General features: G+C 72.2%; 24 protein-coding genes and 1 pseudogene. 7 read left to right on the top strand and 18 right to left on the bottom strand.

What is annotated here, in order from left to right; genetic code table 11:
- From AC51EU_RS09085 to AC51EU_RS09030, 12 genes and pseudogenes are all read right to left on the bottom strand, one after another.
- A pseudogene (locus tag AC51EU_RS09085) lies at nt 1-353 on the bottom strand (alpha/beta hydrolase); the annotation flags it as partial.
- Nucleotides 350-1600 carry a kynureninase gene (gene kynU / locus AC51EU_RS09080; RefSeq protein ID WP_496266208.1) on the bottom strand — a complete coding sequence of 417 codons (1251 nt, stop codon included), beginning with the start codon at nt 1598-1600 and terminating at the stop codon, nt 350-352. The pseudogene AC51EU_RS09085 and the gene kynU, both read right to left, overlap by 4 nt.
- Nucleotides 1593-2468 carry a tryptophan 2,3-dioxygenase family protein gene (locus AC51EU_RS09075; protein WP_496266207.1) on the bottom strand — a complete coding sequence of 292 codons (876 nt, stop codon included), beginning with the start codon at nt 2466-2468 and terminating at the stop codon, nt 1593-1595. The genes kynU and AC51EU_RS09075 overlap by 8 nt, the downstream gene beginning before the upstream one ends.
- A gap of 185 nt (nt 2469-2653) precedes the next feature.
- On the bottom strand, nt 2654-3067 hold the full coding sequence (locus AC51EU_RS09070) for a DUF3151 domain-containing protein (protein ID WP_496266205.1): 414 nt from the start codon (nt 3065-3067) through the stop codon (nt 2654-2656).
- Between the two features lie 36 nt (nt 3068-3103).
- The gene (locus tag AC51EU_RS09065; protein WP_496266204.1) at nt 3104-4639 is read right to left on the bottom strand and encodes an MFS transporter; all 1536 of its coding nucleotides are present in this window, start codon (nt 4637-4639) and stop codon (nt 3104-3106) included.
- Between the two features lie 114 nt (nt 4640-4753).
- Nucleotides 4754-5776, bottom strand: coding sequence for a class II fructose-bisphosphate aldolase (gene fbaA / locus AC51EU_RS09060; protein ID WP_496266203.1), 1023 nt, complete (start codon nt 5774-5776; stop codon nt 4754-4756).
- Between the two features lie 220 nt (nt 5777-5996).
- Nucleotides 5997-6539 carry an orotate phosphoribosyltransferase gene (gene pyrE / locus AC51EU_RS09055; protein WP_496266202.1) on the bottom strand — a complete coding sequence of 181 codons (543 nt, stop codon included), beginning with the start codon at nt 6537-6539 and terminating at the stop codon, nt 5997-5999.
- A 121-nt stretch (nt 6540-6660) separates the two neighbouring features.
- Complete coding sequence (locus AC51EU_RS09050; protein WP_496266201.1) at nt 6661-7509, bottom strand: aldose epimerase family protein; 849 nt, start codon at nt 7507-7509, stop codon at nt 6661-6663.
- A 55-nt stretch (nt 7510-7564) separates the two neighbouring features.
- Complete coding sequence (locus tag AC51EU_RS09045) at nt 7565-8512, bottom strand: SRPBCC domain-containing protein (RefSeq protein WP_496266200.1); 948 nt, start codon at nt 8510-8512, stop codon at nt 7565-7567.
- 74 nt (nt 8513-8586) lie between these two features.
- On the bottom strand, nt 8587-10287 hold the full coding sequence (locus tag AC51EU_RS09040) for a polyamine aminopropyltransferase (protein ID WP_496266199.1): 1701 nt from the start codon (nt 10285-10287) through the stop codon (nt 8587-8589).
- 166 nt (nt 10288-10453) lie between these two features.
- Nucleotides 10454-10981 carry a DUF2617 family protein gene (locus AC51EU_RS09035; RefSeq protein WP_496266198.1) on the bottom strand — a complete coding sequence of 176 codons (528 nt, stop codon included), beginning with the start codon at nt 10979-10981 and terminating at the stop codon, nt 10454-10456.
- A gap of 354 nt (nt 10982-11335) precedes the next feature.
- A complete protein-coding gene (locus AC51EU_RS09030; RefSeq protein WP_496266197.1) occupies nt 11336-11758 on the bottom strand; it encodes a hypothetical protein in 423 nt (140 codons plus the stop codon).
- 161 nt (nt 11759-11919) lie between these two features.
- On the opposite strand from AC51EU_RS09030, the gene AC51EU_RS09025 reads away from it, so the two are divergent.
- On the top strand, nt 11920-13098 hold the full coding sequence (locus AC51EU_RS09025; RefSeq protein ID WP_496266196.1) for a pyridoxal phosphate-dependent aminotransferase: 1179 nt from the start codon (nt 11920-11922) through the stop codon (nt 13096-13098).
- A 58-nt stretch (nt 13099-13156) separates the two neighbouring features.
- On the opposite strand, the gene AC51EU_RS09020 is transcribed toward AC51EU_RS09025, so the two are convergent.
- A complete protein-coding gene (locus tag AC51EU_RS09020) occupies nt 13157-13681 on the bottom strand; it encodes a YbjN domain-containing protein (protein ID WP_496266195.1) in 525 nt (174 codons plus the stop codon).
- Between the two features lie 123 nt (nt 13682-13804).
- Nucleotides 13805-16438, bottom strand: coding sequence for an ATP-dependent chaperone ClpB (clpB, locus tag AC51EU_RS09015; protein WP_496266194.1), 2634 nt, complete (start codon nt 16436-16438; stop codon nt 13805-13807).
- A gap of 203 nt (nt 16439-16641) precedes the next feature.
- On the opposite strand from clpB, the gene AC51EU_RS09010 reads away from it, so the two are divergent.
- The 3 genes from AC51EU_RS09010 (at nt 16642) to AC51EU_RS09000 (ending at nt 18152) form a co-directional block, all read left to right on the top strand.
- Complete coding sequence (locus tag AC51EU_RS09010) at nt 16642-17223, top strand: Uma2 family endonuclease (RefSeq protein ID WP_496266193.1); 582 nt, start codon at nt 16642-16644, stop codon at nt 17221-17223.
- 29 nt (nt 17224-17252) lie between these two features.
- On the top strand, nt 17253-17657 hold the full coding sequence (locus AC51EU_RS09005; protein ID WP_496266192.1) for a pyridoxamine 5'-phosphate oxidase family protein: 405 nt from the start codon (nt 17253-17255) through the stop codon (nt 17655-17657).
- A 90-nt stretch (nt 17658-17747) separates the two neighbouring features.
- Entirely contained in the window at nt 17748-18152 is a 405-nt protein-coding gene (locus AC51EU_RS09000; protein WP_496266191.1) for a hypothetical protein, read from the top strand.
- Nucleotides 18153-18209: 57 nt separating this feature from the next.
- Here AC51EU_RS09000 and AC51EU_RS08995 read toward each other — a convergent pair whose 3' ends face one another.
- From AC51EU_RS08995 to dnaK, 4 genes are read right to left on the bottom strand one after another with little or no spacing between them, the layout of a single operon-like run.
- Nucleotides 18210-18662: a heat shock protein transcriptional repressor HspR gene (locus AC51EU_RS08995; RefSeq protein WP_496266190.1), complete on the bottom strand. Its 453-nt coding sequence runs from the start codon at nt 18660-18662 to the stop codon at nt 18210-18212.
- 1 nt (nt 18663) lies between these two features.
- Complete coding sequence (dnaJ, locus tag AC51EU_RS08990; RefSeq protein ID WP_496266189.1) at nt 18664-19833, bottom strand: molecular chaperone DnaJ; 1170 nt, start codon at nt 19831-19833, stop codon at nt 18664-18666.
- Between the two features lie 45 nt (nt 19834-19878).
- Complete coding sequence (gene grpE, locus AC51EU_RS08985) at nt 19879-20550, bottom strand: nucleotide exchange factor GrpE (RefSeq protein ID WP_496266188.1); 672 nt, start codon at nt 20548-20550, stop codon at nt 19879-19881.
- Nucleotides 20547-22391 carry a molecular chaperone DnaK gene (gene dnaK / locus AC51EU_RS08980; RefSeq protein WP_496266187.1) on the bottom strand — a complete coding sequence of 615 codons (1845 nt, stop codon included), beginning with the start codon at nt 22389-22391 and terminating at the stop codon, nt 20547-20549. Before dnaK ends, grpE begins: the two co-directional genes overlap by 4 nt.
- A gap of 306 nt (nt 22392-22697) precedes the next feature.
- Here dnaK and AC51EU_RS08975 point away from each other — a divergent pair, with 306 nt between their 5' ends.
- The 3 genes from AC51EU_RS08975 to AC51EU_RS08965 all read left to right on the top strand — a co-directional run bounded on the left by AC51EU_RS08975 (nt 22698) and on the right by AC51EU_RS08965 (nt 26891).
- On the top strand, nt 22698-24995 hold the full coding sequence (locus AC51EU_RS08975) for a (Fe-S)-binding protein (protein WP_496266186.1): 2298 nt from the start codon (nt 22698-22700) through the stop codon (nt 24993-24995).
- Between the two features lie 339 nt (nt 24996-25334).
- Entirely contained in the window at nt 25335-25823 is a 489-nt protein-coding gene (locus AC51EU_RS08970) for a GNAT family N-acetyltransferase (RefSeq protein WP_496266185.1), read from the top strand.
- A gap of 144 nt (nt 25824-25967) precedes the next feature.
- The gene (locus tag AC51EU_RS08965) at nt 25968-26891 is read left to right on the top strand and encodes a Yip1 family protein (protein WP_496266209.1); all 924 of its coding nucleotides are present in this window, start codon (nt 25968-25970) and stop codon (nt 26889-26891) included.
- Nucleotides 26892-26903 lie beyond the last annotated feature (12 nt).

The raw sequence follows: 26903 nt of genomic DNA, 5'->3' as shown, positions 1-26903 counted from the left end.
CCGACGAGGACGACCGGACGGCGGCCCGCCAACGGGTCCTCGGCGGGGGGCGTCACCGCCGCCACCACGTCCCGCGTCATCCGCTCCAGCGCGCCCCGGCCGCCGCCCCTGCGGTACTCGGCGAGGGCGACGGGCGTGCCGCGGCCGGCCAGCTCCGCGGCCGCCGGCGACAGATGGCGCCGGTCGAAGGCGGGGCGCCAGAACCCGCCGTGCAGCAGCACGACGAGCGGGCCGCCCGCCGCCGGATAGAAGTCGATCACCTGGTCGGGGCCGGGGCCGTACGCCACGGTCCGCTCCGGCGGCACCGGGTCGAGCCCGAACAGCTCCGCCTCCTCGTCCGGCCCCGCGCTCACGCGTCCTCCCCGTCCGCCGGCTCCCGCGGCGCCGCCTCGCGCAGCACCTCGCCGAGCACCCGGGCCGCGCGTTCCGCGTCGGCGAACGAGGTGTACAGCGGGGTGAAGCCGAACCGCAGCACGTCCGGTTCGCGGAAGTCGCCGATCACCCCGCGCCGGATCAGCTCCGCCATCACCTCGCCCGCCGCCTCGCACTCCAGCGACACCTGGCTGCCGCGCCGCTCGTGCTCGTACGGGGTGACCGAGCGGACCGTGCCGGGCGGGGCGTACTGGGCCACGCAGTCGAGGAAGAAGTCGGTGAGCGCGAGGCTCTTGGCGCGTACCGCCTCGATCGTGACGCCGTCCCAGACGTCGAGGGCCGCGTCCAGGGCGAGCATCGAGAGGATGTCCGGGGTGCCGACGCGGCCGCGGACGATGCCGTCGGCGGGGGTGTAGCCGGTGTCCATGGCGAAGGGGTCCGCGTGGGAGTTCCAGCCCGGCAGCGGTGAGTCGAAGCGCTCCTGGAGGCTCTCGCGGACGTAGAGGTAGGCGGGGGCGCCCGGTCCGCCGTTGAGGTACTTGTACGTGCAGCCGACGGCGAGGTCCACGCCGTGCTCGTCCAGGCCGACCGGCAGGGCGCCCGCGCTGTGGCACAGGTCCCAGACGGCCAGCGCGCCGGCGGAGTGCAGGGCGGTGGTGATGCCAGGGAGGTCGTTGAGCCGCCCGGTGCGATAGTCGACGTGGTTGACCAGGGCCAGCGCGGTCCGTTCCGTGACCTCGTCGGCGATCCTGGCCGGTTCGACGGGCCGTACCGCCAGGCCGGTCATCCGGGCCGCCGAACGGACGAGGTAGCCGTCGGTGGGGAACGTCGTCGCGTCCACCAGGATCTCGGTGCAGCCCTTGCCCGCCTCCCGCACCCCGGCGACCACCGCCTTGAACACATTGACGCTGGTGGAGTCGCCGACCACCACCTGCCCCGGGGCCGCGCCGAGCAGCGGCGCGATACGGTCGCCGATCCGCTGGGGCGCGTCCCACCAGCCGGCCTCGGTCCAGGAGCGGATGCGCAGCTCGCCCCATTCGCGGGCGACGACCTCGGCGATCCGGTCGGGGACCGTACGGGGCAGCGCGCCCAGGGAGTTGCCGTCGAGGTAGACGGTGTCGTCGAGGACGAAGCGGTCACGGAGCGGGGCGAGCGCGTCGGCCGCGTCGATCTCGGCGGCCCGTGCGGCCTGCGCGCCCCACTCGGGTGTCTCGCGGTTCTCAGACATGGCTGCGTGCCGTCCAGAGCTCGGGGAAGACGTTCTTGCGGGCCCTCTTCTCCAGCCAGGCGACGCCCGCGGACCCGCCGGTGCCCATTTTGGCGCCCATCGCCCGCCGCGTCGCGACGAGATGATCGTTGCGCCAGCGCCACACCAGCTCGGCGACGTCGGTCAGCACCTCCCCCAGCCGTGCCAGGTCCGCGTCCCCGGACCCCGCGTAGACCGACGTCCACACCGCCTCGACGGCCGGGTCCGGCTCGTAGCGGGCGGCCGGGTCGCGCCGCAGCACCGCCTCGGGCACGGCGTGGCCGCGGCGGGCCAGCAGGCGCAGCACCTCGTCGTACAGGCTCGGTTCCTGGAGCGCCTTCGCCAGCTCGGCGTGCTCGCGCGGCGCGCCGCGGTGCGGCACCAGCATGGCGGGGGACTTCTCTCCCAGCAGGAACTCCATGCGCCGGTACATCGCCGACTGGAAACCGGAGCCCTCGCCGAGCGCGCCGCGGTAGGAGTTGAACTGCGCGGGGGTGAGCCGGGCGAGCGGCTTCCAGGAGGCGTTGAGCGCCTCCAGTTCGTGGGTGGAGCGCCGCAGCGCGTCCATCGCGGCCGGCAGGTCCTCGCGGCGCAGCGCCGCCGCCGCGGTCTCCCACTCGTGGACGATCACGGTGAACCACAGCTCCATGACCTGGGTGGTGACCAGGAAGACCATCTCGCCGGGGTCGTCGGAGAGCGGGTGCTGGAGGTGGGTGAGGACGCTCGCGCGGACGTAGTCCTCGTACGGGGTGGTGCCCTGGCTGCCGATGCCCAGATCGGGGGCGAACGGTTCGGCCTCGACGGCGGGCTGTTCGGGAGGTGTGCTCCCGGATGGCGAAGGCTGCGACATGAGGGACTCCTCAGGCTGCGACTTCCGGGTAGCGGTCCGCCCCTTCCTGTCCGCTCGGAGCCCCGGTCCCCTCGGGCGGGATGTCCCGGCCCACTGAAATCATCGGCGCTCGCCCTGTACCGCGCAAGGGTTCGAAGCCGCCCGGACGGCCGCCGCCGGGGGCGGGCCGTCCGGGCGGCGGGCCGTCAGGAGAGGGTGTCGGCCGCGGTCGGGGAGGAGTCGCGCAGGAACGCCGAGCAGCGCTCGTACTCGTCCTCCTCGCCGATCGCCTGCGCGGCGCGGGCGAGGGCGTGCAGCGCCCGCAGGAAGCCGCGGTTGGGCTCGTGCTCGAACGGCACCGGGCCGTGGCCCTTCCACCCGGCCCGGCGCAGCGCGTCCAGCCCCCGGTGGTAGCCCGTCCGGGCGTACGCGTAGGACTCGACGGTCCGGCCGCTCTGGAACGCCTCGTCGGCGAGCTGCGCCCAGGCCAGCGAGGAGGTCGGGTACTTCGCGGCGACCTCGGCCGGAGCCGCGCCGGAGGCGAGCAGTTCGCGGGGCCCGGGGTCGTCGGGCAGATGGGTCGGGGGCGGTCCCCCGAGCAGGTTCTCGTGAATGGCCATGGGACCAGTCTGCCCGGTCCCGCGTCCGGCCCCCGGCTACGCCCTGGTGCCCCCGCCCGGCTCCGGGTGCCCCTCCTCGCCGGGGTCGAGCGGCGGGGCGCCGACCCCGCAGTGGTAGGCGCACTCCGGGTGGCAGGGGTGGCCGCCGGCCTCCTCGGGGCCGCTCAGGGCGTCGCCGCGCACGGTCAGCCAGGCCAGCAGCGCGCCGGCCAGCAGGACGCCCGCGCACAGCGGCATCGCGCGCCGGAACGTCGCCGCGAACGCCTCCGGCGAGCGGTACGCCTCCGGGCCCATGCCCGCGAGCAGCGGCAGCGCGGCCACCGCCACCAGGCCCGCGGCCCGCGCCGCCGCGTTGTTGATGCCGCTGGCCAGGCCCGCGCGGTCCACGTCCACCGAGGCCAGCACGGTCGCGGTGAGCGGCGCCACCAGCGTCACCATGCCCGCCCCGAGCACCACCAGCGCGGGCAGCACGTCCACGGCGTACGACGCGTCCGGGCCCACCCGCGTCATCAGCAGCATCCCCACCGCGCACAGCACCGGCCCGACGGTCAGCGGGATGCGCGGGCCGATGCGCCGGCCCAGCTCCCCGGAGCGGGCGGACAGCAGCAGCATCAGCACGGTCGTGGGCAGCAGCGCGGTGCCGGCCTGCAACGCGGAGTAGCCCGCGACGACCTGGAGCTGGAGCACGGAGAGGAAGAAGAAACCGCCGAACGCCGCGTAGACGCAGACGGTGACCGCGTTGACGGCGGTGAACCCGCGGACGCGGAAAATGGCCGGAGGCAGCATCGGATCGGGCCGACGACGCTCCACCCCGACGAAGACCACGCCCAACACCACCCCCAGCACCCCGGGCACCACCACGCCCGGCGCCAGGCCCCGGCCCGGAGCGGCGATCAGCGCGTACGTCACCCCCGCCAGCGCCAGCGCGCCCAGCACCGCGCCCGCCACGTCGAAACCGCGCGCCGGGGCGCCGCGCTCGCGGGTCTCGGGGACGTGCCGCAGCGCCACCGGGACGCACACCGCCGCCAACGGCACGTTCAGGAAGAACACCCAGCGCCAGCCCGCGCCGTCCACCAGCCAGCCGCCGACGAACGGGCCGACCGCGGCGGCCACCCCGCCGAGCCCGGACCAGGCACCGACCGCCCGCGCCCGGTCGTCCGGCCGGAAGACGGCCTGGATCAGCGCCAGCGAACCGGGGGTGAGCAGCGCCCCGCCGACGCCCTGGAGGGCGCGGGCCGCGACCAGCACCCCGGCGGTCGGCGCCAGCCCGCACAGCAGCGACGCCGCCGCGAACCACACCACGCCGATCACGAACACCCGCCGCCGCCCGTAACGGTCGCCCAGCGCCCCGCCCAGCAGGATCAGGGAGGACAGCGTCAGCAGATAGCCGGTGATGATCCACTGGAGGGCGGCGAGGTCCGCGTCCAGGTCCGCGCCGATCCTCGGCAGCGCGACATTGACGACGGTGCTGTCGAGCAGCGCCATCCCCGACCCCAGCACGGTCGTCAGCAGCACCCACCGGCCCCGCGCCGTGGCCAGACGGATCTCCCCGGGCTTGCTCGGCTCGCTCATGGGGCGAGCATGCCCGGCCCCGCCACCGTCCACGGGTGCGCATCGCCGGAACGCGCGAGAACCCCGCGTCCCGTGGGGAACGCGGGGCCCTCGGCCCGCCGTACGGAGCGGCGGTTACTTGATCCTGGTGCCGGTGGAGCGCAGGTCGGCGCAGGCCGCGGCCACACGCTGGGCCATGCCGGCCTCGGCCAGCTTGCCCCAGCTGCGCGGGTCGTAGGTCTTCTTGTTGCCGACCTCGCCGTCGACCTTCAGCACACCGTCGTAGTTGCGGAACATGTGGTCCGCGATCGGGCGGGTGAAGGCGTACTGGGTGTCGGTGTCCAGGTTCATCTTGACCACGCCGTTCTCCAGCGCGGTGGCGATCTCCTCCTGGGTGGAGCCGGAGCCGCCGTGGAAGACGAAGTCGAACGGGCTCTTCTTGCCGTACTTGGCGCCGACGCCCTCCTGGAGGTCCTTCAGCAGCTCGGGACGGAGCACGACATTGCCCGGCTTGTAGACGCCGTGGACGTTGCCGAAGGAGGCGGCGAGCAGGTAGCGGCCCTTCTCGCCCAGGCCCAGCGCCTCGGCGGTGCGCAGCGCGTCGTCGACGGTGGTGTACAGCTCGTCGTTGATCTCGTGGCTGACGCCGTCCTCCTCGCCGCCGGTCGGGGTGATCTCGACCTCAAGGATGATCTTGGCGGCGGCGGCCTTGGCCAGCAGCTCCTGGCCGATGGCGAGGTTGTCCGCGAGGGTCTCGGCGGAACCGTCCCACATGTGGGACTGGAACAGCGGGTTCTGGCCCTTGGCGACCCGCTCCGCGGAGATGTCGATCAGCGGACGGACATAGCCGTCGAGCTTGTCCTTCGGGCAGTGGTCGGTGTGGAGCGCGACAGTGATGTCGTACTTGGCGGCGACGACGTGCGCGAACTCGGCGAGCGCGACGGCGCCGGTCACCATGTCCTTGTTGTACTGGCCGCCCAGGAACTCCGCGCCACCGGTGGAGATCTGGATGATGCCGTCGCTCTCGGCCTCGGCGAAACCACGCAGCGCAGCGTGCAGGGTCTGCGTCGAGGTCACGTTGATGGCCGGGTAGGCGAACTTGCCCGCCTTCGCCCGGTCGAGCATCGCGTTGTAGACCTCGGGAGTTGCGATGGGCATCTGTCCGCTCCTTGTGATGTACGGGTAGGCGTTCTCGGCCCTGACCAGGAAAGCGACGACATCGTCGTCCCACATCTTCCCAGACGCGGCGGTTTGCTCCACACTTCCGTCCCGCGTCAGGACGCGACGGGCGGCCGGTTTCACGTGAAACCGGCCGCCCGGACGGAGGAACCCCGACGGGGCTTCCGCGGCAGGCCCTGCGGCCGCCGCGGGCCGTGGATCAGGCCAGGCCGAGGTCGGCGAGCCGGTAGCCGGTGAGGTACGGCAGGCCGGCGGCGGCGATGGCGTCCGCCGCGCCCCGGTCGACGATCGTGGCGACCGCGACGACCTCGGCGCCCGCCTCGCGGGCCGCCTCCACGGCCGTCAGCGGCGAACCGCCCGTGGTGGAGGTGTCCTCGACCACCAGCACCCGGCGGCCCGCGATGTCCGGGCCCTCGATGCGGCGCTGCATCCCGTGCGTCTTCTGCGCCTTGCGGACGACGAACGCGTCCAGCTTCCGGCCGCGGGCGGCGGAGGCGTGCAGCATCGAGGCGGCCACCGGGTCGGCGCCGAGCGTCAGGCCGCCGACCGCGTCGAAGTCCAGGTCGGCGGTGAGGTCCAGCATCACCTGGCCGACCAGCGGCGCCGCCTCGGCGTCCAGGGTGATCCGGCGGAGGTCGATGTAGTAGTCGGCCTCCTTGCCGGAGGAAAGCGTCACCTTGCCGTGCACCACGGCCTTGTCCTTGATCTGCTGCAGCAGCTCGCCGCGCACGTCGTCACTCATGCGCATGAGCTTAGGCGAGCGGGACGGACGGGCCGGTGCGCGGACGGGAGGGGAGCCGGGCGGGGCTGCCTGCGGTGATCGACGACGGACCGGGCGGGGCCGCGGCCCCGCCCCGTCGCCCTCAGCCCAGCGACCGCCAGCTCCACGTCGTCGAGACCTCCAGCGGGTCGATCGGCGTGACCAGGCGCGGCAGGGTGTTGAGGCCGTTGGGCGGGCCCGACTGGGGCTCCACGCAGACCGCCGCCTCCTGCTCGTCGTAGACGACGACCCACGGGGCCCGGCTGGTCACCCGCAGCTCCAGCCGCTCCGGCCAGGTGAGGGTGACGTCCACGCCCTGCGGCATGCCGAAGCAGTCGTCCCAGGGGCCGGGGCGCGGCGGCAGGCGCCGGCCGGTCGGCAGATGGTCCGCACCGCGTTCCTCCTGCCACTCCGGGGAGAAGTCGACGCGGACGTCCGCACCGCCGTCCCCCAGGTTCCGCAGGAACCAGGGGTGCCAGCCCGCCTGGGCCGGGAAGGAGTCGGCACCTGCCTCGACACCGAGGGTGAGGGTGAGCGAACCGCCGTCCTCGGCGAGTTCGACGAGCTGGGTGACGGTTCCCGGGTACGGCCAGGGGGCGGCCGGATCGGTGAGGTCGTAGGTGAAGGCGGCGGAGGTCGCGCCCGCCCGCGCGGTGCGCCAGGACAGGTCGCGGCCGGTGCCGTGGATGGCGTGCGGTGCGGCGTTGAGGGGCATCCGGTGGCGTTCGGCGCCGTTGCGGAACTCGCCGTGGTCGATCCGGCCGCACCACGGGACCATCGGGAAGCAGCCGTACCGGTCGCCCTGCCGCAGCAGCTCCCGGCCGCCGACACGGAGGCTCGCGATGCGGCAGCCGTTGTCGGGACGGACGGTCAGCTCGGTGTTCCCGGCGGCCAGCCGTACGGCGCGCGACAGTGTCCGCGGCGCGCCCTGCGTGGTGTTGTCGGTGCTCACGGCACCGACCCTAACGGGGCCCGCCCGCCACGGCCCGGACCCGGCGGGCCGTGGTTCAGCGGCGGCGGCGCAGGATGCGGCGGCCGACGACCACCGCCGAGGCCAGCACCACAGCGGCGGCGGGCGCCGCCCAGCGCAGGGTCGTGGAGCCGGTGCGCGTCTCGGCCGCGGGCACCGGCGCGTACCGGCCGCGCGGCGGGGCGTGGTCGACCTCCTCCGCACTGCGGCCGATCATGGTGCGGCGCGCGTGGGCGGCCTCGGCGGGCGCCATCGCGTCCGTGTCCTCGTCGAAGGCGTCCTCGTCGAACACGTCGCCGTCGTAGACGTCGTCCATGTCGTCCTCGGCCGCGTCGTCGTACCGCCCGCCACGGCCCGGGAGCCCGGCGGCGTCCTCGTCGTGCGCGTCCTCGTCGCCGCCCGGCGCGAGCGACGACGGCGGCACCTCGACGTCGAACACCCCGCCCTTGCCCGTCGGCCCGCCGGGCGTTCCGTCGTCCGCCGGCTCCTCGCCGGGGGCTGTGCCGTTCTCCGTGTCGTCGCCGGTCACCCGCATCTCCAGTTCGGCGGCGAGGTCGGCGGCGAAGCGGTCCAGGAGGCGGCGGCCCACGGTCTCGGCGGCGCGGGGGTCCGCCTCGGCGAGGCGGCCCGTGCTGCGGAGCGTTCCCGAGCAGCGCAGCGTCGTACCGGGGCCGGGTGCGGTGGCCGGGACGAGGCGCAGGGTGAGGGCGAGGTCGACGGTGCCGTCGCCGCGCGCCTCCGTGCCGTGCGCCTCGACGGCCAGTTCCGCGCCGTCCGCGTCGTCCGGCGCCGGGGTGACGGTCAGGGTGCCGCGATAGGTGATGGTGGAGCCGCCGACGCGCAACCGCAGCCGGCCGCGCGGGGCCTCGGGGGCCGCCGCGTCGTCGAGTTGGACGCCCGGAAGGCAGCGCGCCACCGTCTCCGGCTCGGCGAACGCCCCCCGCACGGTCCCGACGGGGAACGGAACGTACATCTCATGCTCCATGGGACCGGAGCCTACCCACCGGCCGGTAGCGCGCGCCCCCGTCCGGACCACTTCTTCTTCCGCGTCCGCCCCACTCACCCCGCGTACCGCGGACGCATCAGCGTCGACGGCGGCAGCCCGGCGATCCGCTCGCGGGCGGTGTCCCGCGCCTCCGGGCCGAGGAAGCGGACGGCTGCGGGCAGGGCGGACGGGCCGCCGTCCGGGCCCGTGCGCGGCCCGGCGAGGACGAACCCCCAGTACCGCACCGGCCCTTCGCGGCGCCCCTCCCCCACCGGCGGTACGGGCACGCCGGAGGGCGCGCTCGTCCGTCCCGGGCCGCCGGTGTGGTCGCCGAGCCGGCCGGGGAAGCGGTACGGGGCGGTGGCCAGGCCCACCGAACGCAGCGTCGCCTCCACCGTCCAGAACGCGCGGGGCCGCAGGTCGGGCGGCCCGGCGTGCACCACGAGGCGCCCACCGGGGGCGAGCATCCGCGCCGCGAGACCGTAGAACTCCTGCGAGTAGAGCTTGGCGCCCGCGGTGATGCCGGGGTCGGGCAGGTCGGAGACGATGACGTCGTACGGGCTCGGGTGGTGGGTCCGGCGGCGGGCGCCCTCCCGACGCATCCAGTCGAAGGCGTCGGCGGTCACCACCCGTACCCGGGGGTCGTCGAGGGCATGGTGGTTGAGCGCGGTCAGGCCGGGGTCGGTGCGCGCCAGGCGGAGGACGCCGGGGTCGAGTTCGACGACGGTGACCGCGCGGACGCCGCGGTGGCCGAGGACCTCGCGCACCGCGAGGCCGTCACCGCCGCCGAGGACCAGGACGCGTCCGTGCGGGCCGCCGGACAGCGCCGGACGCACCAGGGCCCGGTGGTAGCGGGCCTCGTTGCGCGCGCTGACCCGCAGCCGTCCGTCCAGATAGAGGCCCAGGGGCCCGCCGGAACCTTTCCGCGCCGCGCCCGCGCGCTCCGTCCCCCCGGTCAGGACCACCTCCTGGACCCGGGTCCGTACGGCGACGCGCACCGTGCCGCCGTACATCTCCTGCCGGGCGGCGCGCTCGAAGACCCCGGCGAGCAGCACCCCGGCCGCCAGCAGCGCCAGGGTGACGGCGTTGACGGCGAGCAGTGCCCAGCGGGCGCGGGCGGTGAGGTCGCGGCGGAACAGCCAGAGCACCAGCGCCCCGCCGGCGGTCGCGTTGACCACGCCGGTGACCAGCGCGGCGGTCAGCTGCCCGAAGAACGGCAGCAGCAGGAACGGGAAGGCCAGGCCGCCGATCAGCGCGCCGACGTAGTCCGCCGCGAACAGGTCGGCGACCGCGCCGCCCGCGTCCTGGCGGCGCACCCGCTGGATCAGCGTCATCAGCAGCGGGACCTCGGCGCCGATGAGGACGCCGATGGCGAGGGAGAAGGCGACCAGCGCCGCGTGGGACTGCCCGAACCAGGCGAAGCAGGCGTACAGCGCCATCGCCGAACCGCCGCCGACCAGCGCCAGCACCGCCTCGATCGCGCCGAAGCCGACCGCGGCGCGGCACCGCAGCCGCTTGGCGAGCAGCGCGCCGATGCCCATCGCGAAGACCATCACGGAGAGCACGACGGACGACTGGGTGACGGAATCACCGATCAAGTACGTGGCGAGGGCGACCAGTTCGAGTTCGTAGACCAGTCCGCAGGCGGCGCAGACGAAGACGGCGCCGAGGACGAGCAGCCGGCCGAGCCCGGAGGGCACCGGCAACCTGGCCGATCCGAGGATCTCCGGCGGCCCGGGGGCGCCCGTGCCGACGCACTCTTGCAGGTCGATCATGAAATGAACGGTACGTGACGATTCCGTGCGTTTTCGTCACCCACACGAGTACAATCCGCCTCTCCGACACGGGAGTTGGGACGGAACGGCACTCCCCGGCCGTACCCCGCACCGCCGTACGCCGCCGCTCCGACCGCGCACCGCGCCGCCCGCCCCGCTCCCCTTCTCACCCGACGCCGGCGACGACCGGCGTCCGCACCCCCACCCGCGTACGGGTGGCGACCAGCCGGCCCTCCTGCGGATAGGCGTGCCAGGTGCGCCAGCGCACCTGGTCCCTGCGGCACTGCGCCAGCATCGCCGTGAAGGCGTGCGGCGAGCCGGGGAACGTCCCGGCCAGACCGTAGGGGTGCTCGGCGACCAGGGCGAGCAGTTCCTGCGCCCGCCCCGCGAACGAGCCGCGCGACAGCGTCTCGACGTTCGCGGCGAATTCGTACTCCCAGTCCCCGAGACGCTTCGCCACCCCCAGCGGCAGCGGGGTACAGCTGCCGGGCATACAGGCGACGGTCTCGGAGCACGTGGCGCGATCGGCTTCGAGGAGGACTTGGTGCGAGGCCCCCAGAAGCCGCAACTGGACCTGTGCGCCGTTCAGTTGAAGGTCCATGACCGCCAGGGCGGGGAGGGGCTCGCGGCCCAGCGCCCAGGCGAGATCGGATGCACGGGTATCGGTGTAGGACGTTTCGAGGGTGGTGAGCATGGATCGGCTCCGCAAGCACGCAGTGGATGGTGGGCCGGCCCGCCCCGGAGATGGTCAGGGATGTGACTGCCTGCCGGCTCGCGCCCACGTGGGGTCCGAGAACTGGGGGATTCTCACGGAAGAGCGAACCACGAACGCCGTGTCACCCACAGCGTTTTTACCCAACTTCTCCTGGTTTATATCCACTGGAGACCTTCACGGTCCGCTAGTTCAACGAGCGTGTGGCAAAAGGGTGTTGGGCATGCTGCCCGCTTCTGCTGAACGCATATGTACCGGGCATGGACCCCACGCACAGGACGCCCGCACGGTGGTCCCCCACCCCGCGGGCGTCCTCCATCGCTGCTCAGGGGCCCGTCAGGACCCTCCGCACCCCCCGCCACCGCAGGAGGAGTGGCCACCCCCGCCACCGCAGGACGAATGACCGCCCCCGCCGCACGAGTGCCCGCCGTGGTGGCCGCCGCCCGAGGAACCGCCGTGGTGACCGCCGCCCGAGTGACCGCCGGAGGAACCGCCGTGGTGGCCGCTCGATCCGCCACCCGAGTGGCCGCCGTGATGGCCGCCCGACCCGCTGCCGGAGTCACCGCCGGAGCCGCTGTCGCCGGCCCACCAGCTGCCGTCCGCGGCCTGGGCGTCGCCCCCGGACCCGCCGCTGCCCCCGGCCGCACCGCCGGTGGCCGAGCCGCCCGCCTTCCGGCGTTTGCGGGAACTGCCGCGTGCCGCCACGGTCACCCCTCCCACCACCGCGACGAACAGCACCACGAACACGACGAAACCCATTCGCCTCACACTCCTTCCGGCCCCCCGAAGCGAGGCACACCGGCCCGGTCCCCGCGCCGTCGGGCGCCAAAGGTTCCGGGCTTCCGTCCGGCTGTTGCCCCGGAGCGGCCGCCTCCAAGCGCGGTTGAGGAAGTCCAGAGGTTCGGCGGAGGATGACGGTCATGGACCGACCGCTGCTCAACCGCCGCCTCGCCGAGTTCGGCACGACGATCTTCGCCGAGATGTCCGCGCTCGCCGAACGCACCGGCTCCATCAACCTCGGCCAGGGCTTCCCGGACACCGACGGCCCCGAGGAGATCAGGGAAGCGGCGGTGCGCGCCCTGCGCGACGGCCGCGGCAACCAGTACCCGCCCGGCTCCGGCGTCCCCGAACTGCGCGCCGCCGTCGCCGCGCACCAGCACCGCTTCTACGGCCACCTCGGCCTCGACCCCGACCCGGACACCGAGGTCCTGGTCACCAGCGGCGCCACCGAGGCCATCGCCGCCGCCCTGCTCGCCCTCGTGGAACCGGGCGACGAGGTGATCGCCCTGGAGCCGTACTTCGACTCGTACGCCGCCTGCGTCGCGATGGCCGGCGGCACCCGCGTCCCGGTGACGCTCCGCCCCGACCCGGCGAGCGGCACCTACACCCTCGACCTCGACGCGCTGCGGGACGCCGTCACCGACCGCACCCGCCTCATCCTCCTCAACACCCCGCACAACCCGACCGGCACCGTCCTCACCCACGGCGAACTCGCCGAGATCGCCCGCCTGGCCCGCGAACGCGATCTGCTCGTCGTCACCGACGAGGTCTACGAGCACCTGGTCCTGGAGGGCGAGCACATCCCGCTCGCGTCCTTCCCCGGCATGTACGGGCGGACGGTCACCATCGGATCGGCCGGCAAGACGTTCTCGTACACGGGCTGGAAGATCGGCTGGGTCACCGGCGCGCCGGAGCTGGTCGGCGCCGTCCGCTCCGCCAAGCAGTTCCTCACCTACGCCACCGCGGGCCCCCTCCAGTACGCCGCCGCCGAGGCGCTCGCGCAGCCGGACGCGTACTTCACCGCGCTCCGCGACGCCCTGCGCGCCAAGCGCGACCTCCTCGTCCACGGCCTGGCCGACGCCGGCTTCCGCGTCTACCGGCCCGCCGGGACCTACTTCGTCACCACCGACATCCGCCCCCTCGGCCACGAGGACGGCTTCGCGTTCTGCCGCGCCCTGCCCGAACGGGCCGGCGTCGTCGCCATCCCCAACGCGGTCTTCTACGACCACCGCGAGCTGGGCGCCCCCTTCGTCCGCTTCGCCTTCTGCAAGGCCACCGACGTCCTGGAGGAGGCGGTCCGGCGCCTCAAGCAGCTCTGACGCGGACAGGGGCCCCCGGAGCGATGCTCCAGGGGCCCCTCCGCCGTGCGGTCGGGGCTCAGCCCTCGTCGTCCGGCTTGTCGCCTTCGATGTCGGACTCCAGGCCGAGCTGCTCGACGAGCCACTTGTCGAACTCGATCGAGGCGCGGATCCAGCTGACCGTGCTCGACACGAAGTGTTCGAGCGCGACACCGGTGCCGATCAGCATCGATGCCTCACCGATCAGGCGGACCGTGCCGTCGTCGTGCGTGTGGGAGTACAGCTTGGGCCACAGCGTCCGGCGGTTCCAGTCGTCGATCGCCTCCAGCAGCTTCGGCTTCTCGTCGATGCCGTGCGGGCGGTCGTAGAAGGTGCGGACCGAGAAGATCTGCTGCTCCTCCTCGCCCCGGAACATGAAGTACGTGCGGAACTGCTCCCAGGGAGCGGCGAGGTCGCCTTCCTCGTCGACGACGTACTTCAGCTCCATCTGGTCGAGGAGCTGCTTGACCAGGTCCTGGTCGGGCACGACGGGTCCCTCAGGCCCCGACGGCTGCGGTTCGGGCTGGCCCCCGAAATTCGGAATCGAGGACGGGTCGATGCTCACCGTGGACTTCCCTTCGTATGGTCACCGCCATCCTCCACCATGCCCGCCCCGTCCTGGCAACCCCGGGCCGGGACGGCGCCGCCGATCAGGCAACGCCGCGGCCCGCCGGCCGGGCGCGGCCCGTCAGGACCGCACCGGCGCGACCGTCAGCCGCTCGCCGTCCCCGGCGACCTCGACCCGGACCGTGTCCCCGTCGAGCACCTCGCCGGAGAGGATGGCGCGGGCGAGCTGGTCGCCGACGGCCGTCTGGACCAGGCGGCGCAGCGGCCGGGCGCCGTACGAGAGGTCCGGCGCCGCGGACGCCTCGTCGGCGGCGGGCTCCCGGCCGAGCCAGGCGAGCCAGGTCAGGGCGCCGTCGGAGACGTCCAGCGTCAGCCGGCGGTCGGCCAGGCGGGCCTGGAGGTGGCCGAGCTGGATGCGGGCGATCCGCTGGAGCTGGTCGGTGCCCAGCGGGTGGAAGACGACAAGATCGTCGAGGCGGTTGAGGAATTCGGGACGGAAGGAGGCGCGGACGGTCTCCAGCACCTTCTCCTTCTTCTGCTCCTCCTTCAGCAGGGGGTCCATCAGGAAGGCCGACCCCAGGTTCGAGGTCAGGACGAGGAGGGTGTTGCGGAAGTCGACCGTGCGGCCCTGGCCGTCCGTGAGGCGCCCGTCGTCCAGCACCTGGAGGAGGATGTCGAAGACCTCGTGGTGCGCCTTCTCCACCTCGTCGAGCAGGATCACCGAGTACGGACGGCGGCGGACCGCCTCGGTCAGCTGACCGCCCTCCTCGTACCCGACGTAACCGGGAGGCGCGCCCACCAAACGGGCCACGGAGTGCTTCTCGCCGTACTCCGACATATCGATGCGGACCATCGCCCGCTCGTCGTCGAAGAGGAAGTCGGCGAGCGCCTTGGCCAGCTCCGTCTTGCCGACACCGGTCGGGCCGAGGAAGAGGAACGAGCCGGTGGGACGGTCCGGGTCGGCGATCCCGGCACGGGAACGGCGCACCGCGTCCGACACCGCGCGCACCGCCTCCGTCTGGCCGATCAGCCGCTTGCCCAGCTCCTCCTCCATCCGCAGCAGCTTCTGCGTCTCGCCCTCCAGCAGCCGCCCGGCCGGAATGCCCGTCCAGGAGCCGACCACGTCCGCGATGTCGTCCGGGCCGACCTCCTCCTTGACCATGGACTCCTTGGACGCCTCCTGCTCGGCCTCCGCCCGCGCGGCCTCCTCCAGCTCCCGCTCCAGACCGGGGATCTCCCCGTAGAGCAGCTTGGAGGCGGTGTCGAAATCGCCGTCGCGCTGCGCGCGCTCCGCCTGGCCGCGCAGGTCGTCGAGGCGCTCCTTCAGCTCACCGAGGCGGTTGAGGCCCTGCTTCTCCTTCTCCCACCGGGCGGTGAGCCCGCGCAGCTCCTCCTCCTTGTCGGCGAGGTCCTTGCGCAGCTTCTCCAGGCGCTGCACGGAACCGGCGTCGGTCTCGTTGCGCAGCGCCAGCTCCTCCATCCGCAGCCGGTCGACGGCGCGCTGGAGCTCGTCGATCTCCACGGGGGACGAGTCGATCTCCATGCGGAGCCGGGACGCCGCCTCGTCGACCAGGTCGATGGCCTTGTCCGGCAGGAAGCGGGAGGTGATGTAGCGGTCGGACAGACCGGCCGCGGCGACCAGCGCGGAGTCCGCGATCTGCACCTTGTGGTGCGCCTCGTAGCGCCCCTTGAGGCCGCGCAGGATCGCGACGGTGTCCTCGACGCTCGGCTCCGCGACCAGCACCTGCTGGAAGCGGCGCTCCAGCGCCGGGTCCTTCTCGATCCGCTCGCGGTACTCGTCGAGCGTCGTCGCGCCGACCATCCGCAGCTCACCGCGGGCCAGCATCGGCTTGAGCATGTTGCCCGCGTCCATCGCCGAGTCGCCGCCGGCGCCCGCGCCGACGACGGTGTGCAGCTCGTCGATGAAGGTGATGATCTGGCCGTCGCTGGACTTGATCTCGGCCAGAACGGTCTTCAGCCGCTCCTCGAACTCACCGCGGTACTTCGCGCCCGCGACCATCGCGCCCAGGTCCAGCGCGACCAGCCGCTTGTCGCGCAGCGACTCGGGGACGTCGCCCTTGACGATGCGCTGCGCCAGCCCCTCGACGACGGCGGTCTTGCCGACGCCGGGCTCACCGATGAGCACCGGGTTGTTCTTCGTCCGGCGGGAGAGGACCTGCACCACACGGCGGATCTCGTGGTCACGGCCGATGACCGGGTCGAGCTTGCCGTCGCGGGCCGCCGCCGTCAGATCCGTACCGAACTTCTCCAGCGCCTTGTACGCGCCCTCCGGGTCGGCGTTGGTCACCCGGCGGTCGCCGCGGGTCCGCTCGAACGCGGCCAGCAGCTTCTTGGCCGTGGCGCCCTGCTCCGCCAGCAGCTCGCCGGTGCGGCCGCCCTTCGCGGCGATGCCGATGAGCAGGTGCTCGGTGGAGATGTAGGCGTCGCCGAGGTCCTTGGCGCGCTGCGCCGCGTCGGCGATCACGGCGAGCAGTTCGCGGTCGGGCTGCGGGGGCGCGACCGTCGAACCCTGCACGCTGGGCAGCGAGGCGAGCTGCCGCTCGGCGCCGGAGCGCAGCGCTGCGGCGTCGGCCTCGGCCGCCGCCAGCAGATCCATGATGTTCTCGTTGTCCCGCCCGGCCAGCAGCGCGAGCAGCAGATGAGCGGACGTCATGTCCGCGTGCCCGGCGGTGACCGCCCGCTCGTTGGCGGCGCTCAGCGCCTCACGGCTCTTGTTGGTCAGCTCGGCGTCCACGTCCCCGCAGTCCTCCTCGTGCGCATGCCTGACGACGTTCCTGCACGTACCAACGTGCGATAAGTTGAGTCTATTCCACTCAAGGTTGAAATGGGGTGTGGGGCCGTCCCTGTTTTTCGCTCGTGCGGATGAAGGCGCTGTCATATGCCTCCGACATGAGCCGCTGCCTGTGAGGCTGGCCTTCCGCTACGAGGAGGTGCAGCATGACGGCTATGGCACATGAGCCGCTGGCCTACGACGACCAAACCCTCCTGGACTACTTCCTCGGCATGGACACCCCCGCGGGTTTCCGGGCCGAATTCATCGAGGGGGAGATCGTTGTGACGCCACCGCCGGACGGGGACCACGAGGACTACCTGGACCTCATCTGCGATCAGATGAAGCTGCGATCAGCGACACGGATGCAGATCTCCGGAACCAAGGGCCTCATCCTCCCCGGCTTCGGCACCCGCTCCGCCGACCACGTCATCCCTGACGCCACCGTCGCCCCGCGCGCCCTGCGGCTCTTCCGCGGGGCCCCGCCCTGGATGCCCGCCGACGGCGTCGCCATGGTCGTCGAGGTCACGTCGAGCAAGCCCGAGCACGACCGCGTCACCAAGCGCCGCTGCTACGCCCACGCCGGCATCCCCCTCTACCTGCTCGTCGACCGCGACAGGTCCAACGTCACGCTGTTCAGCGCGCCCTCCGGCCAGGACTTCGCAGCCCTCATCACCGTCCCCTTCGGCAAACCCCTCCCCCTCCCCGCCCCCTTCTCCTTCGACCTCGACACCTCCGACTTCCTGTGAGGCGCGGGGCGCGGCCTACGCTTCTTCCCATGGCCCATGACCTCCGCGCCCTCACGCCCGAGTACCTCGCCTTCTGGGACGAGCGTTTCGTGGCGACGCTCACGACCTCGCGTCCGGACGGGACGCCGCATGTCGTCCCGGTGGGCGTCACCTTCGACGCGGAGGCGGGTATCGCGCGGATCATCACCCGCAAGAGCACCACCAAGGTCCGCAACGTCCTCGCCGCCGGCCCCGACGGCGCACGGGTCGCGGTGTGCCAGGTCGGGCCCCGCCGGTGGGCCACGCTGGAGGGCACCGCCCGGGTGCGTGCCGAGGCGGAGGCGGTGGCGGACGCCGAGCGGCGGTACGCGGAGCGCTACGGGCGGACGCCGACGCCCCGCCCCGACCGCGTGACGATCGAGATCACGGTGACCAGGGCGCTGGGACGGGTCTGAGACGCGGGCGGTGCGCGGTCCCGCGCCCCGGACGCCGGGCCGTGCGCGGGGTATCGTCGCCCCCCACTGTCGCCACGCCCCGGAGGCACGATGAACTCGGTCCGAGTGACGGCCATCGCCTGCCTGATGCCGCTGACCGAACTGGACGAGGACCCGTTCCTCGTCGACGACCGCGGCCAGCACGACATGTGCGGACGGTGGGCCGCCGCCCGCGACTACGCGCTGACCTGCCGGCTGAGCCTGCACCAGCTCCGCGCCGACCACGGCGTCCTGTGGCGGGACGTCGAGCGCGGCCTGGTCGATGTGTTCGTGGCACCCAACCGCCGGGCGCTGGAGACCGCCATCGACGGGACGGACGAGTTCACCGCGCGCTGCGCCGCCGCCGGAGTACGCCTGGAGACCGCCGACCTCGACGAGCCCGTCTACACCCGGATGATGAAGTCGCGGGTGCACCGCAGGCTGTCGATGCCGACGGCCGGCTACAACGGCTGCTGACCCCGCGGGCACGCGAAAGGGCCGGGGTCCGCCCCGGCCCTTCCCGCGTACCGCCCGCTATTCGGGCCGCTTGGGACGCCATACGACCAGCGCGCTGGTCTGCTGGACGTCCTGATACGGCACCAGGTCCCGGCGGTAGGAGGCGTGCACCGCCGCCTCCCGCTGCCGCATGGCGCTGGCCGCGCCGTCCAGGGCTCCCTGGAGTTCGGCGACCCGCTGCTGGAGCGCCGCGACCTGGTTCTCCAGTTCGATGATCCGCTTGATGCCGGCGAGGTTGATGCCCTCGTCCTGGGACAGCTGCTGCACCGTACGGAGCAGTTCGATGTCCCGGGCCGAGTAGCGGCGGCCCCGCCCGGCGGTGCGGTCGGGCGAGACCAGACCCAGCCGGTCGTACTGCCGCAGGGTCTGCGGGTGCAGGCCGGAGAGCTGGGCCGCGACGGAGATGACGTACACCGGCGAATCTTCGGTCAGTTCATAGGGGTTACGACGCTGCCCGCCCCGGCTGTCCATCTCATTCTCCCTTCGCGGCCTTGAAGAGCTCCGCCCGCGGGTCCTCGCCCGCGGTCGCCTCGCGATAGGACTCCAGCGACTCCTTCGCCTCGCCGCCGAGGTCCTGGGGGACGACGACCTGCACGGTGACCAGCAGATCACCACGGGTGCCGTCCTTGCGGGTCGCTCCCTTACCGCGGACCCGCATCGTGCGTCCGTTGGGCGTACCGGCCGCGATCTTCAGCGTGACCGGCGGGCCGCCCAGCGTCGGCACCCGCACCTCGCCCCCGAGCGCGGCCTCCGGGAAGGTGACCGGCACGGTGACCGTGAGGTTGTCGTCCTTGCGGCCGAACACGGGGTGGGACCCGACGTGCACGACGACGTAGAGGTCGCCCGCCGGGCCGCCCTGCTCGCCCGGGGCCCCCTTGCCGCGCAGCCGGATGCGCTGCCCGTCGGAGACCCCCGGAGGGATACGGACCTGCATGGTGCGGGCGCTGCGCGCCCGCCCGCTGCCCTTGCAGACGTCGCAGGGGTCCTGGGCGATCAGGCCCCGGCCCTTGCAGTCCGCGCACGGATCGGTGAGCGAGAACCCGCCGCCCGTGCCCCGGCTGACCTGCCCGGTGCCGACACAGGTCGGGCAGACCCGTGGCGTCCCGTTCTTGTCGCCGGTGCCCGAGCACGCCTTGCACGGCGCCTGGCTGGACATCCGCAGCGGGACCGTGGCCCCGTCGACCGCCTCGGTGAAGCTGAGCGTCACCTCGGACTCGACGTCCTGGCCGCGGCGGGGCTGCGTACGCGTGCCGCCGCCGCGGTTGAAGAGGCCGCCGAAGACGTCCCCGAGACCGCCGCCGAAGCCGCCGGCACCCCCGCCCTGGCCCTGCGTGCCCCCGAAGAGGTCGCCCAGGTCGAAGTTGAAGGTGCCGCCGCCACCGGGGCCGGCCCGGAAGCCGCCGTTGCCGAACAGCGCCCGGGCCTCGTCGTACTCCTTGCGGCGTTTGGGGTCACCGAGGACGTCGTTCGCCTCGGAGATCTCCTTGAAGCGCTCCTCGGCACGGGCGTCCCCCTTGTTGGCGTCGGGGTGGTTCTCCCGGGCCAGCTTGCGGTACGCCTTCTTGATCTCCGCCTCGGTGGCGTCCTTCGGGACGCCGAGGACCTTGTAGAAGTCCTTCTCCACGAAGTCCTTGGTGCTCATCCCCGACGTCCCTCCTTCCGCGTGGTTCTCTTCGCCGTCCGCACGTCAGCCCTCGTCCGGGCCACCGTTTTCCTCGTCCGCCTTGGTGTCCTCCTCGGCGGACTTGGTGCCCTGCGCGCCCGGCTGCGGCTCGGCGACGGCGACCCGTGCGGGACGGATCGTTCGTTCACCCATGCGATACCCGGGCTGAAGGATCGCCACGCAGGTGGTCTCCGTGACGTCCGGCGCGTACGAGTGCATCAGCGCCTCGTGGATCGTCGGGTCGAAGGGCTCGCCCTCCTTGCCGAACTGCTGGAGGCCCAGCTTGGCGACCACGGTCTCCAGCGACTCGGCCACCGACTTGAAGCCGCCGACCAGTTCGCCGTGCTCGCGGGCACGGCCGATGTCGTCGAGGACCGGGAGGAGTTCGGACAGGAGGTTCGCCGAGGCGACCTCCTTGACCGTGACCCGGTCCCGTTCCACCCGGCGGCGGTAGTTCTGGTACTCCGCCTGGAGCCGCTGGAGGTCCCCGGTGCGTTCGGCGAGCGCCGAGCGTGCCTGGTCCAGCTGCGCCGTGAGGGCCACGTCCTGACTGCTTTCCGTGTCGTCCCCGGCCGGGGCCGGACCCGCCTTGTCGGCGGACCCGGCCTTCTGCGCCGCGTCGTCAGCGTTACGTGCGGACCCGGTGCCGGAGGGGACGTCGGGCTTCTCCTCGAAGCCCGGGGTCTCCTCCGTCACGCCGCACCGTCCTTCTTCGGCTTCTCGTCGACGATCTCCGCGTCGACCACGTCGTCCTCGGCCTTGGGCTTGGCACCCTCGGCGCCGGGCGCAGCGGCGCCGGCGGCCTGGGCGTCGGCGTACATGGCCTGGCCCAGCTTCTGGGAGACGGCCGCGACCTTCTCGGTGGCGGTGCGGATCTCGGCGGTGTCCTCGCCCTTGAGCTTCTCCTTCAGCTCGCCGACGGCGGTCTCCACCTCGGTCTTCACCTCGGCCGGGACCTTCTCCTCGTTGTCCTTGAGGAACTTCTCGGTCTGGTAGACGAGCTGCTCGGCCTGGTTGCGCGTCTCGGCGGACTCACGGCGCTTGTGGTCCTCCTCCGCGTACTTCTCGGCCTCCTCGCGCATGCGGTCGACCTCGTCCTTCGGCAGCGAGGAGCCGCCGGTGACGGTCATCTTCTGCTCCTTGCCCGTGCCCAGGTCCTTGGCGGTCACGTGCATGATGCCGTTGGCGTCGATGTCGAAGGAGACCTCGATCTGCGGGACGCCGCGCGGGGCCGGCGGCAGACCGGTCAGCTCGAACATGCCGAGCTTCTTGTTGTACGCCGCGATCTCGCGCTCGCCCTGGTAGACCTGGATCTGGACGGACGGCTGGTTGTCCTCGGCGGTGGTGAAGATCTCGGACCGCTTGGTCGGGATCGTGGTGTTCCGCTCGATCAGCTTGGTCATGATGCCGCCCTTGGTCTCGATACCGAGGGACAGCGGGGTGACGTCCAGCAGGAGGACGTCCTTGACCTCGCCCTTGAGGACACCGGCCTGGAGGGTGGCGCCGATGGCGACGACCTCGTCCGGGTTGACGCCCTTGTTGGCGTCCTTGCCGCCGGTCAGCTCCTTGACGAGCTCGGAGACGGCGGGCATACGGGTCGAGCCGCCGACCAGGACCACGTGGTCGATCTCGGACAGGGCGATGCCGGCGTCCTTGATGACGTTGTGGAACGGGGTCTTGCAGCGCTCCAGGAGGTCCGCGGTCAGCTGCTGGAACTGCGAGCGGGTGAGCTTCTCGTCCAGGTGCAGCGGGCCCTCGGCGGAGGCGGTGATGTAGGGCAGGTTGATCGTCGTCTCGGTGGACGAGGACAGCTCGATCTTCGCCTTCTCCGCGGCCTCGCGCAGCCGCTGGAGCGCCATCTTGTCCTTGGACAGGTCGACGCCGTGGCCGTTCTGGAACTGCTTGACCAGGTAGTCGACGATGCGCTGGTCCCAGTCGTCACCGCCGAGGTGGTTGTCACCGTTGGTGGCCTTCACCTCGACGACGCCGTCGCCGATGTCCAGCAGCGAGACGTCGAAGGTGCCGCCACCGAGGTCGAAGACGAGAATGGTCTGGTCGTCCTTCTCCAGGCCGTAGGCCAGAGCGGCGGCGGTCGGCTCGTTGACGATCCGCAGGACGTTCAGGCCCGCGATCTCGCCGGCCTCTTTGGTGGCCTGGCGCTCGGAGTCGTTGAAGTACGCCGGGACGGTGATGACGGCGTCGGTGACCTTCTCGCCCAGGTAGGCCTCGGCGTCCCGCTTCAGCTTCTGCAGGATGAAGGCGCTCATCTGCTGCGGGTTGAAGTCCTTGCCGTCCAGGTTGATCTTCCAGTCGGTGCCCATGTGGCGCTTGACCGACCGGACGGTCCTGTCGACGTTGGTGACGGCCTGGCGCTTGGCGACCTCGCCGACCAGCACCTCACCGTTCTTCGCGAAGGCGACGACGGACGGCGTGGTCCTGGCGCCCTCGGCGTTGGTGATGACGGTGGGCTCACCGCCTTCGAGAACACTGACGACGGAGTTCGTCGTACCCAGGTCGATGCCGACCGCACGTGCCATGTCGATTCCTCCAGCTGACTTGAGTGGAACAGGCTCAAGAGTGCCGCACCCCCGGGAAGCTGTCAACAGACATGAGTCGGGCGCACTCAACTTTTATACGGCGCTTATCGTCACCGGCCGCGCCCCCGCCACGGCCGCCCCTTCCGTGACCGTCCGCGCGACACAGATCACCGACCGCACGCCTTCATGGCGACCGGGATACTGGGTAATCTCAGCGCAGACCGAAAAAGTTACTGCTTAGTAATCCGCTCCCGGGTCCCGCTCACCCGGGCGGAGACTCCGCTCTCGCAGGTACGAGGAGCCCTCATGCAACTCGCCGCGATCATCGTGTCGCTGGTTCTCATCGCGGTCGGCGTCGCGCTGTTCGGCCGTGCCGTCCTGCAGATCTACCGCTTCGTGCGGCTCGGCCAGTCCGTACCCGCGGGTTCCCGCACCGACGACCCCAAGCAGCGCACCGTCACCGTCGCCAAGGAGTTCCTCGGCCACACCCGGATGAACCGCTGGGGCGTCGTCGGGGTGGCCCACTGGTTCGTCGCGGTGGGCTTCTTCTCCCTGCTGCTGACGATCGTCAACGCCATCGGCCAGCTGTTCAAGGCCGACTGGCTGATCCCCGTCATCGGCGACTGGCTGCCCTACGAGATCTTCACCGAGTTCCTCGGCCTGATGACGACGCTGGGCATCGTGACGCTGATCGTCGTCCGCCAGCTGAGCAAGCCCGGCAAGCCCGGCCGCAAGTCCCGTTTCACGGGCTCCAACTTCGGCCAGGCGTACTTCGTCGAGGCCGTCATCCTCATCGTCGGCCTGTCGATCATGACGCTGCGCGCCCTGGAGGGCGTCCAGCACGGCGTCGACAGCTACGAGATCGGCTTCTTCGCCTCGTACCCGCTGATCGCGGCCTTCAAGGGGCTCAGCCTCGGCACCATCCAGAACCTCACCTACCTCGTCGCGATGATCAAGATCGGGACGTCCTTCATCTGGATGATCACGGTCGCGCTCAAGACCGACATGGGTGTGGCCTGGCACCGCTTCCTGGCGTTCCCCAACATCTGGTTCAAGCGCGAGTCCTCCGGTGACACCGCCCTCGGCGCGCTCCAGCCGATGACCAGCGCGGGCAAGCCGATCGACTTCGAGGACCCGGGCGAGGACGACCAGTTCGGCGTCTCCCAGATCGAGCACTTCTCCTGGAAGGGCATCCTCGACTTCTCCACCTGCACCGAGTGCGGCCGTTGCCAGTCGCAGTGCCCGGCCTGGAACACCGGCAAGCCGCTGTCGCCCAAGCTGCTGATCATGGCGCTGCGCGACCACTCGCACGCCAAGGCCCCCTACCTCCTCGCCGGCGGCGGCAAGGACGCGGAGGGCGAGGAGAAGGCCACCGCCGAGCAGCTCGCGGACGTCCCCGCCGACGCGCTGGCCGAGGCCGAGCGCCCGCTGATCGGCACCCTCGAAGCCGCGTCCGACAGCGGCTTCGCCGCGGGCGGCGTCATCGATCCCGACGTCCTGTGGTCCTGCACCACCTGCGGCGCCTGCGTCGAGCAGTGCCCGGTCGACATCGAGCACGTCGACCACATCGTCGACATGCGCCGCTACCAGGTCATGATCGAGTCGTCGTTCCCGTCCGAGGCCGGGACGATGCTCAAGAACCTGGAGAAGAAGGGCAACCCCTGGGGCCTGGCGAAGAAGCAGCGTCTCGCCTGGACCAAGGAGGTCGACTTCGAGGTCCCGGTCGTCGGCAAGGACGTCGAGGACCTCACCGAGGTCGACTACCTCTACTGGGTCGGCTGCGCCGGCGCCCTGGAGGACCGCGCCAAGAAGACCACCAAGGCGTTCGCCGAACTGCTCCACATCGCGGGCGTCAAGTTCGCCATCATGGGCGGCGACGAGAAGTGCACCGGCGACTCGCCCCGCCGCCTGGGCAACGAGTTCCTCTTCCAGCAGCTCGGCGCCGAGAATGTCGCCACCCTCAACGCCGCCTTCGGCGAGGACGATGACGACGCGGCGACGAAGAAGCCGCGGTCCGCGAAGAAGATCGTCGCGACCTGCCCGCACTGCTTCAACACCCTCGCCAACGAGTACCCGCAGCTCGGCGGCGAGTACGAGGTCATCCACCACACCCAGCTGCTCCAGCACCTGATCGACGAGGGCCGGCTGATCCCCGTCACCCCGGTGGAGGGCCTGATCACCTACCACGACCCCTGCTACCTCGGCCGTCACAACAAGGTCTACACACCGCCGCGCGAAATCATCGCCAAGGTGCCGGGCCTGCGGAACGAGGAGATGCACCGCCACAAGGAGCGCGGCTTCTGCTGCGGCGCCGGCGGCGCCCGCATGTGGATGGAGGAGCGCATCGGCAAGCGGATCAACGACGAGCGGGTGGACGAGGCCCTGTCCCTCAACCCCGACATCGTCTCCACCGCCTGCCCCTTCTGCCTCGTCATGCTCACCGACTCGGTCAACGGCAAGAAGAACGACGGCAAGGCCAAGGAATCGCTCCAGGTCGTCGACGTCGCCCAGCTGCTGCTGGACTCCGTCAAGACCCCGCCCGCCCCGGACGGCGACGCGGACTCCGCCGACGCCCCCGAGCCGGAGCCCGAACCGGCGAAGTGAACCCGCGGCCCGGCTCCCGGGCCCTGAACACCGATGGCCCGTCCTGCGTCTCGCGGGGCGGGTCATCGGCGTTTGGGGGTGGGGGTGTTGGTGCGGACGGTCGGTGTCGTTCGCGGGGTGGTCGGCGTCGTTCGTGGGGTGACCGCTGTCGCTCGTGGGGCGGTCGCTGTCGTTCGCGAGGCGACCGTCGTCGTTCACCCGGCGGCCGTCATCGTTCACATGGCGGCCACTGCCGTTCACGAGCAGGAAGCCCCCAAGGACCGACCCGGAAAACCCCGGGCGCCGTCGACCGCCGCGGTCTAGCCTGCCGCTCGTCCGCCCCTCGCCCCAGGAGCCCCGGTGACCCCCAGCCCCTCCCCCGTCCACATCCGCCGCGCGACCGCCGACGACGCCCCCGCCCTCGCCGCGGTGCACATGGCCTCCCGCCGCGCGACCATGCCCTATCTGCCGCCCCAGGTCCGCGGCCACGCCGAGGTCACCGACTGGTTCCGGGAGCAGGTCCTCCCCACGTGCGACACCTGGGTGGCGGTACCCGGGCAAGAGGCGGCGGCCGGCACCGCCGTCGTCGGCTACGCCGCCGCCCGCGACAACCTCCTGGACCACCTCTATCTCCACCCCGACGTCCTCCGCCGCGGCATCGGCACCCGGCTCCTCGCCGAGGTCCGCCGGCACCGCCCCGACGGCCTCACCCTGCACGTCTTCGCCCTCAACACCTCCGCCCGCGCCTTCTACGCCCGCCACGGCTTCACCGTCACCGCCACCGGAGACGGCAGCGACAACATGGAGGGCCTGCCGGAACTGACCCTGTCCTGGACACCCGCCCCCTAAGGGCACCGACCGATTTCCGCAGGTCGCACGCCCGTGTTCCCCCTAAGGGATGTCACAGCTCGGCAGCAAACCCCGGCCGTTCCCCCCGCCCCGGCGCCGGGGCGGCCGGGACCAGGTACTTTCAGGGGCGTGGCTGGATTCAGGATGGGCGGCGGACGGGATCCCCGTACCCCGCAGGACGGGCAGCAGCAGGGACACCAGGGGCCGTACGGACAGCAGGGACCGTACGGGCAGCAGCCCCCGCCTCCGCACGGCCAGTGGCCGCAGTCGCAGCCACCCCAGTACTACGGCAACGGCGGGCCGCAGGCGCACGGCGAGCCGGAGTACTTCGGCGACGGCGGTTACCAGGCGCAGCCGTCCTACGCCCCGTACGCCTCCGACGACGGTCCGGGCCAGACCCAGCAGTTCCGCCTCGGCGAGGCCCCGGACGCGTACGGAAACGGTCCTGCGCAGGCTCAGGAGGCCGGTAACGAGTACGCGGAGGGCGGCGTCTACCGCGCCGGGCAGACCACCGCGCCCCCGGCCGGCCCGCGGCTGCACTGGAAGGAGCTGCTGCCCGGCATCGTCCTGCGCCCCACGCCCACGTTCTGGCAGATGCGCGACCATCCGGTCTGGGCCCCGGCGCTGATCGTCTCGTTCGTCTACGGCCTGCTCGCGGTCTTCGGCTTCGACAAGGCCCGTGAGGACGTGCTGAACGCCACGCTCTCCAACAGCATCCCCTGGGTGCTGGTCACCGCCGTGATGTTCGTCCTCGGCAGTCTGATCCTCGGCGCGGTCACCCACACCCTCGCCCGGCAGCTCGGCGGCGACGGCGCCTGGGCGCCGACCATCGGCCTGTCCATGCTGATCATGACGATCTCGGACGCGCCCCGGCTGCTGTTCGCGATGTTCCTCGGCGGGGACAGCGTGCTCGTCCAGCTGCTGGGCTGGCTGACCTGGATCGCGTCCGGCTATCTGCTGACGTCCATGGTGAGCAAGTCGCACGATCTGCACTGGCCCAGGGCGCTCGGCGCCTGCGCCATCCAGCTCGTCGCCCTGCTCGCGCTGGTGAAGCTCGGCACGCTGTAGCCGCCCGGCGCA

This window comes from Candidatus Streptomyces philanthi, from assembly GCF_059553635.1.
The sequence above is the reverse complement of the archived record's forward strand: the minus strand, read 5'-3'. Positions and strand labels throughout refer to the sequence as shown.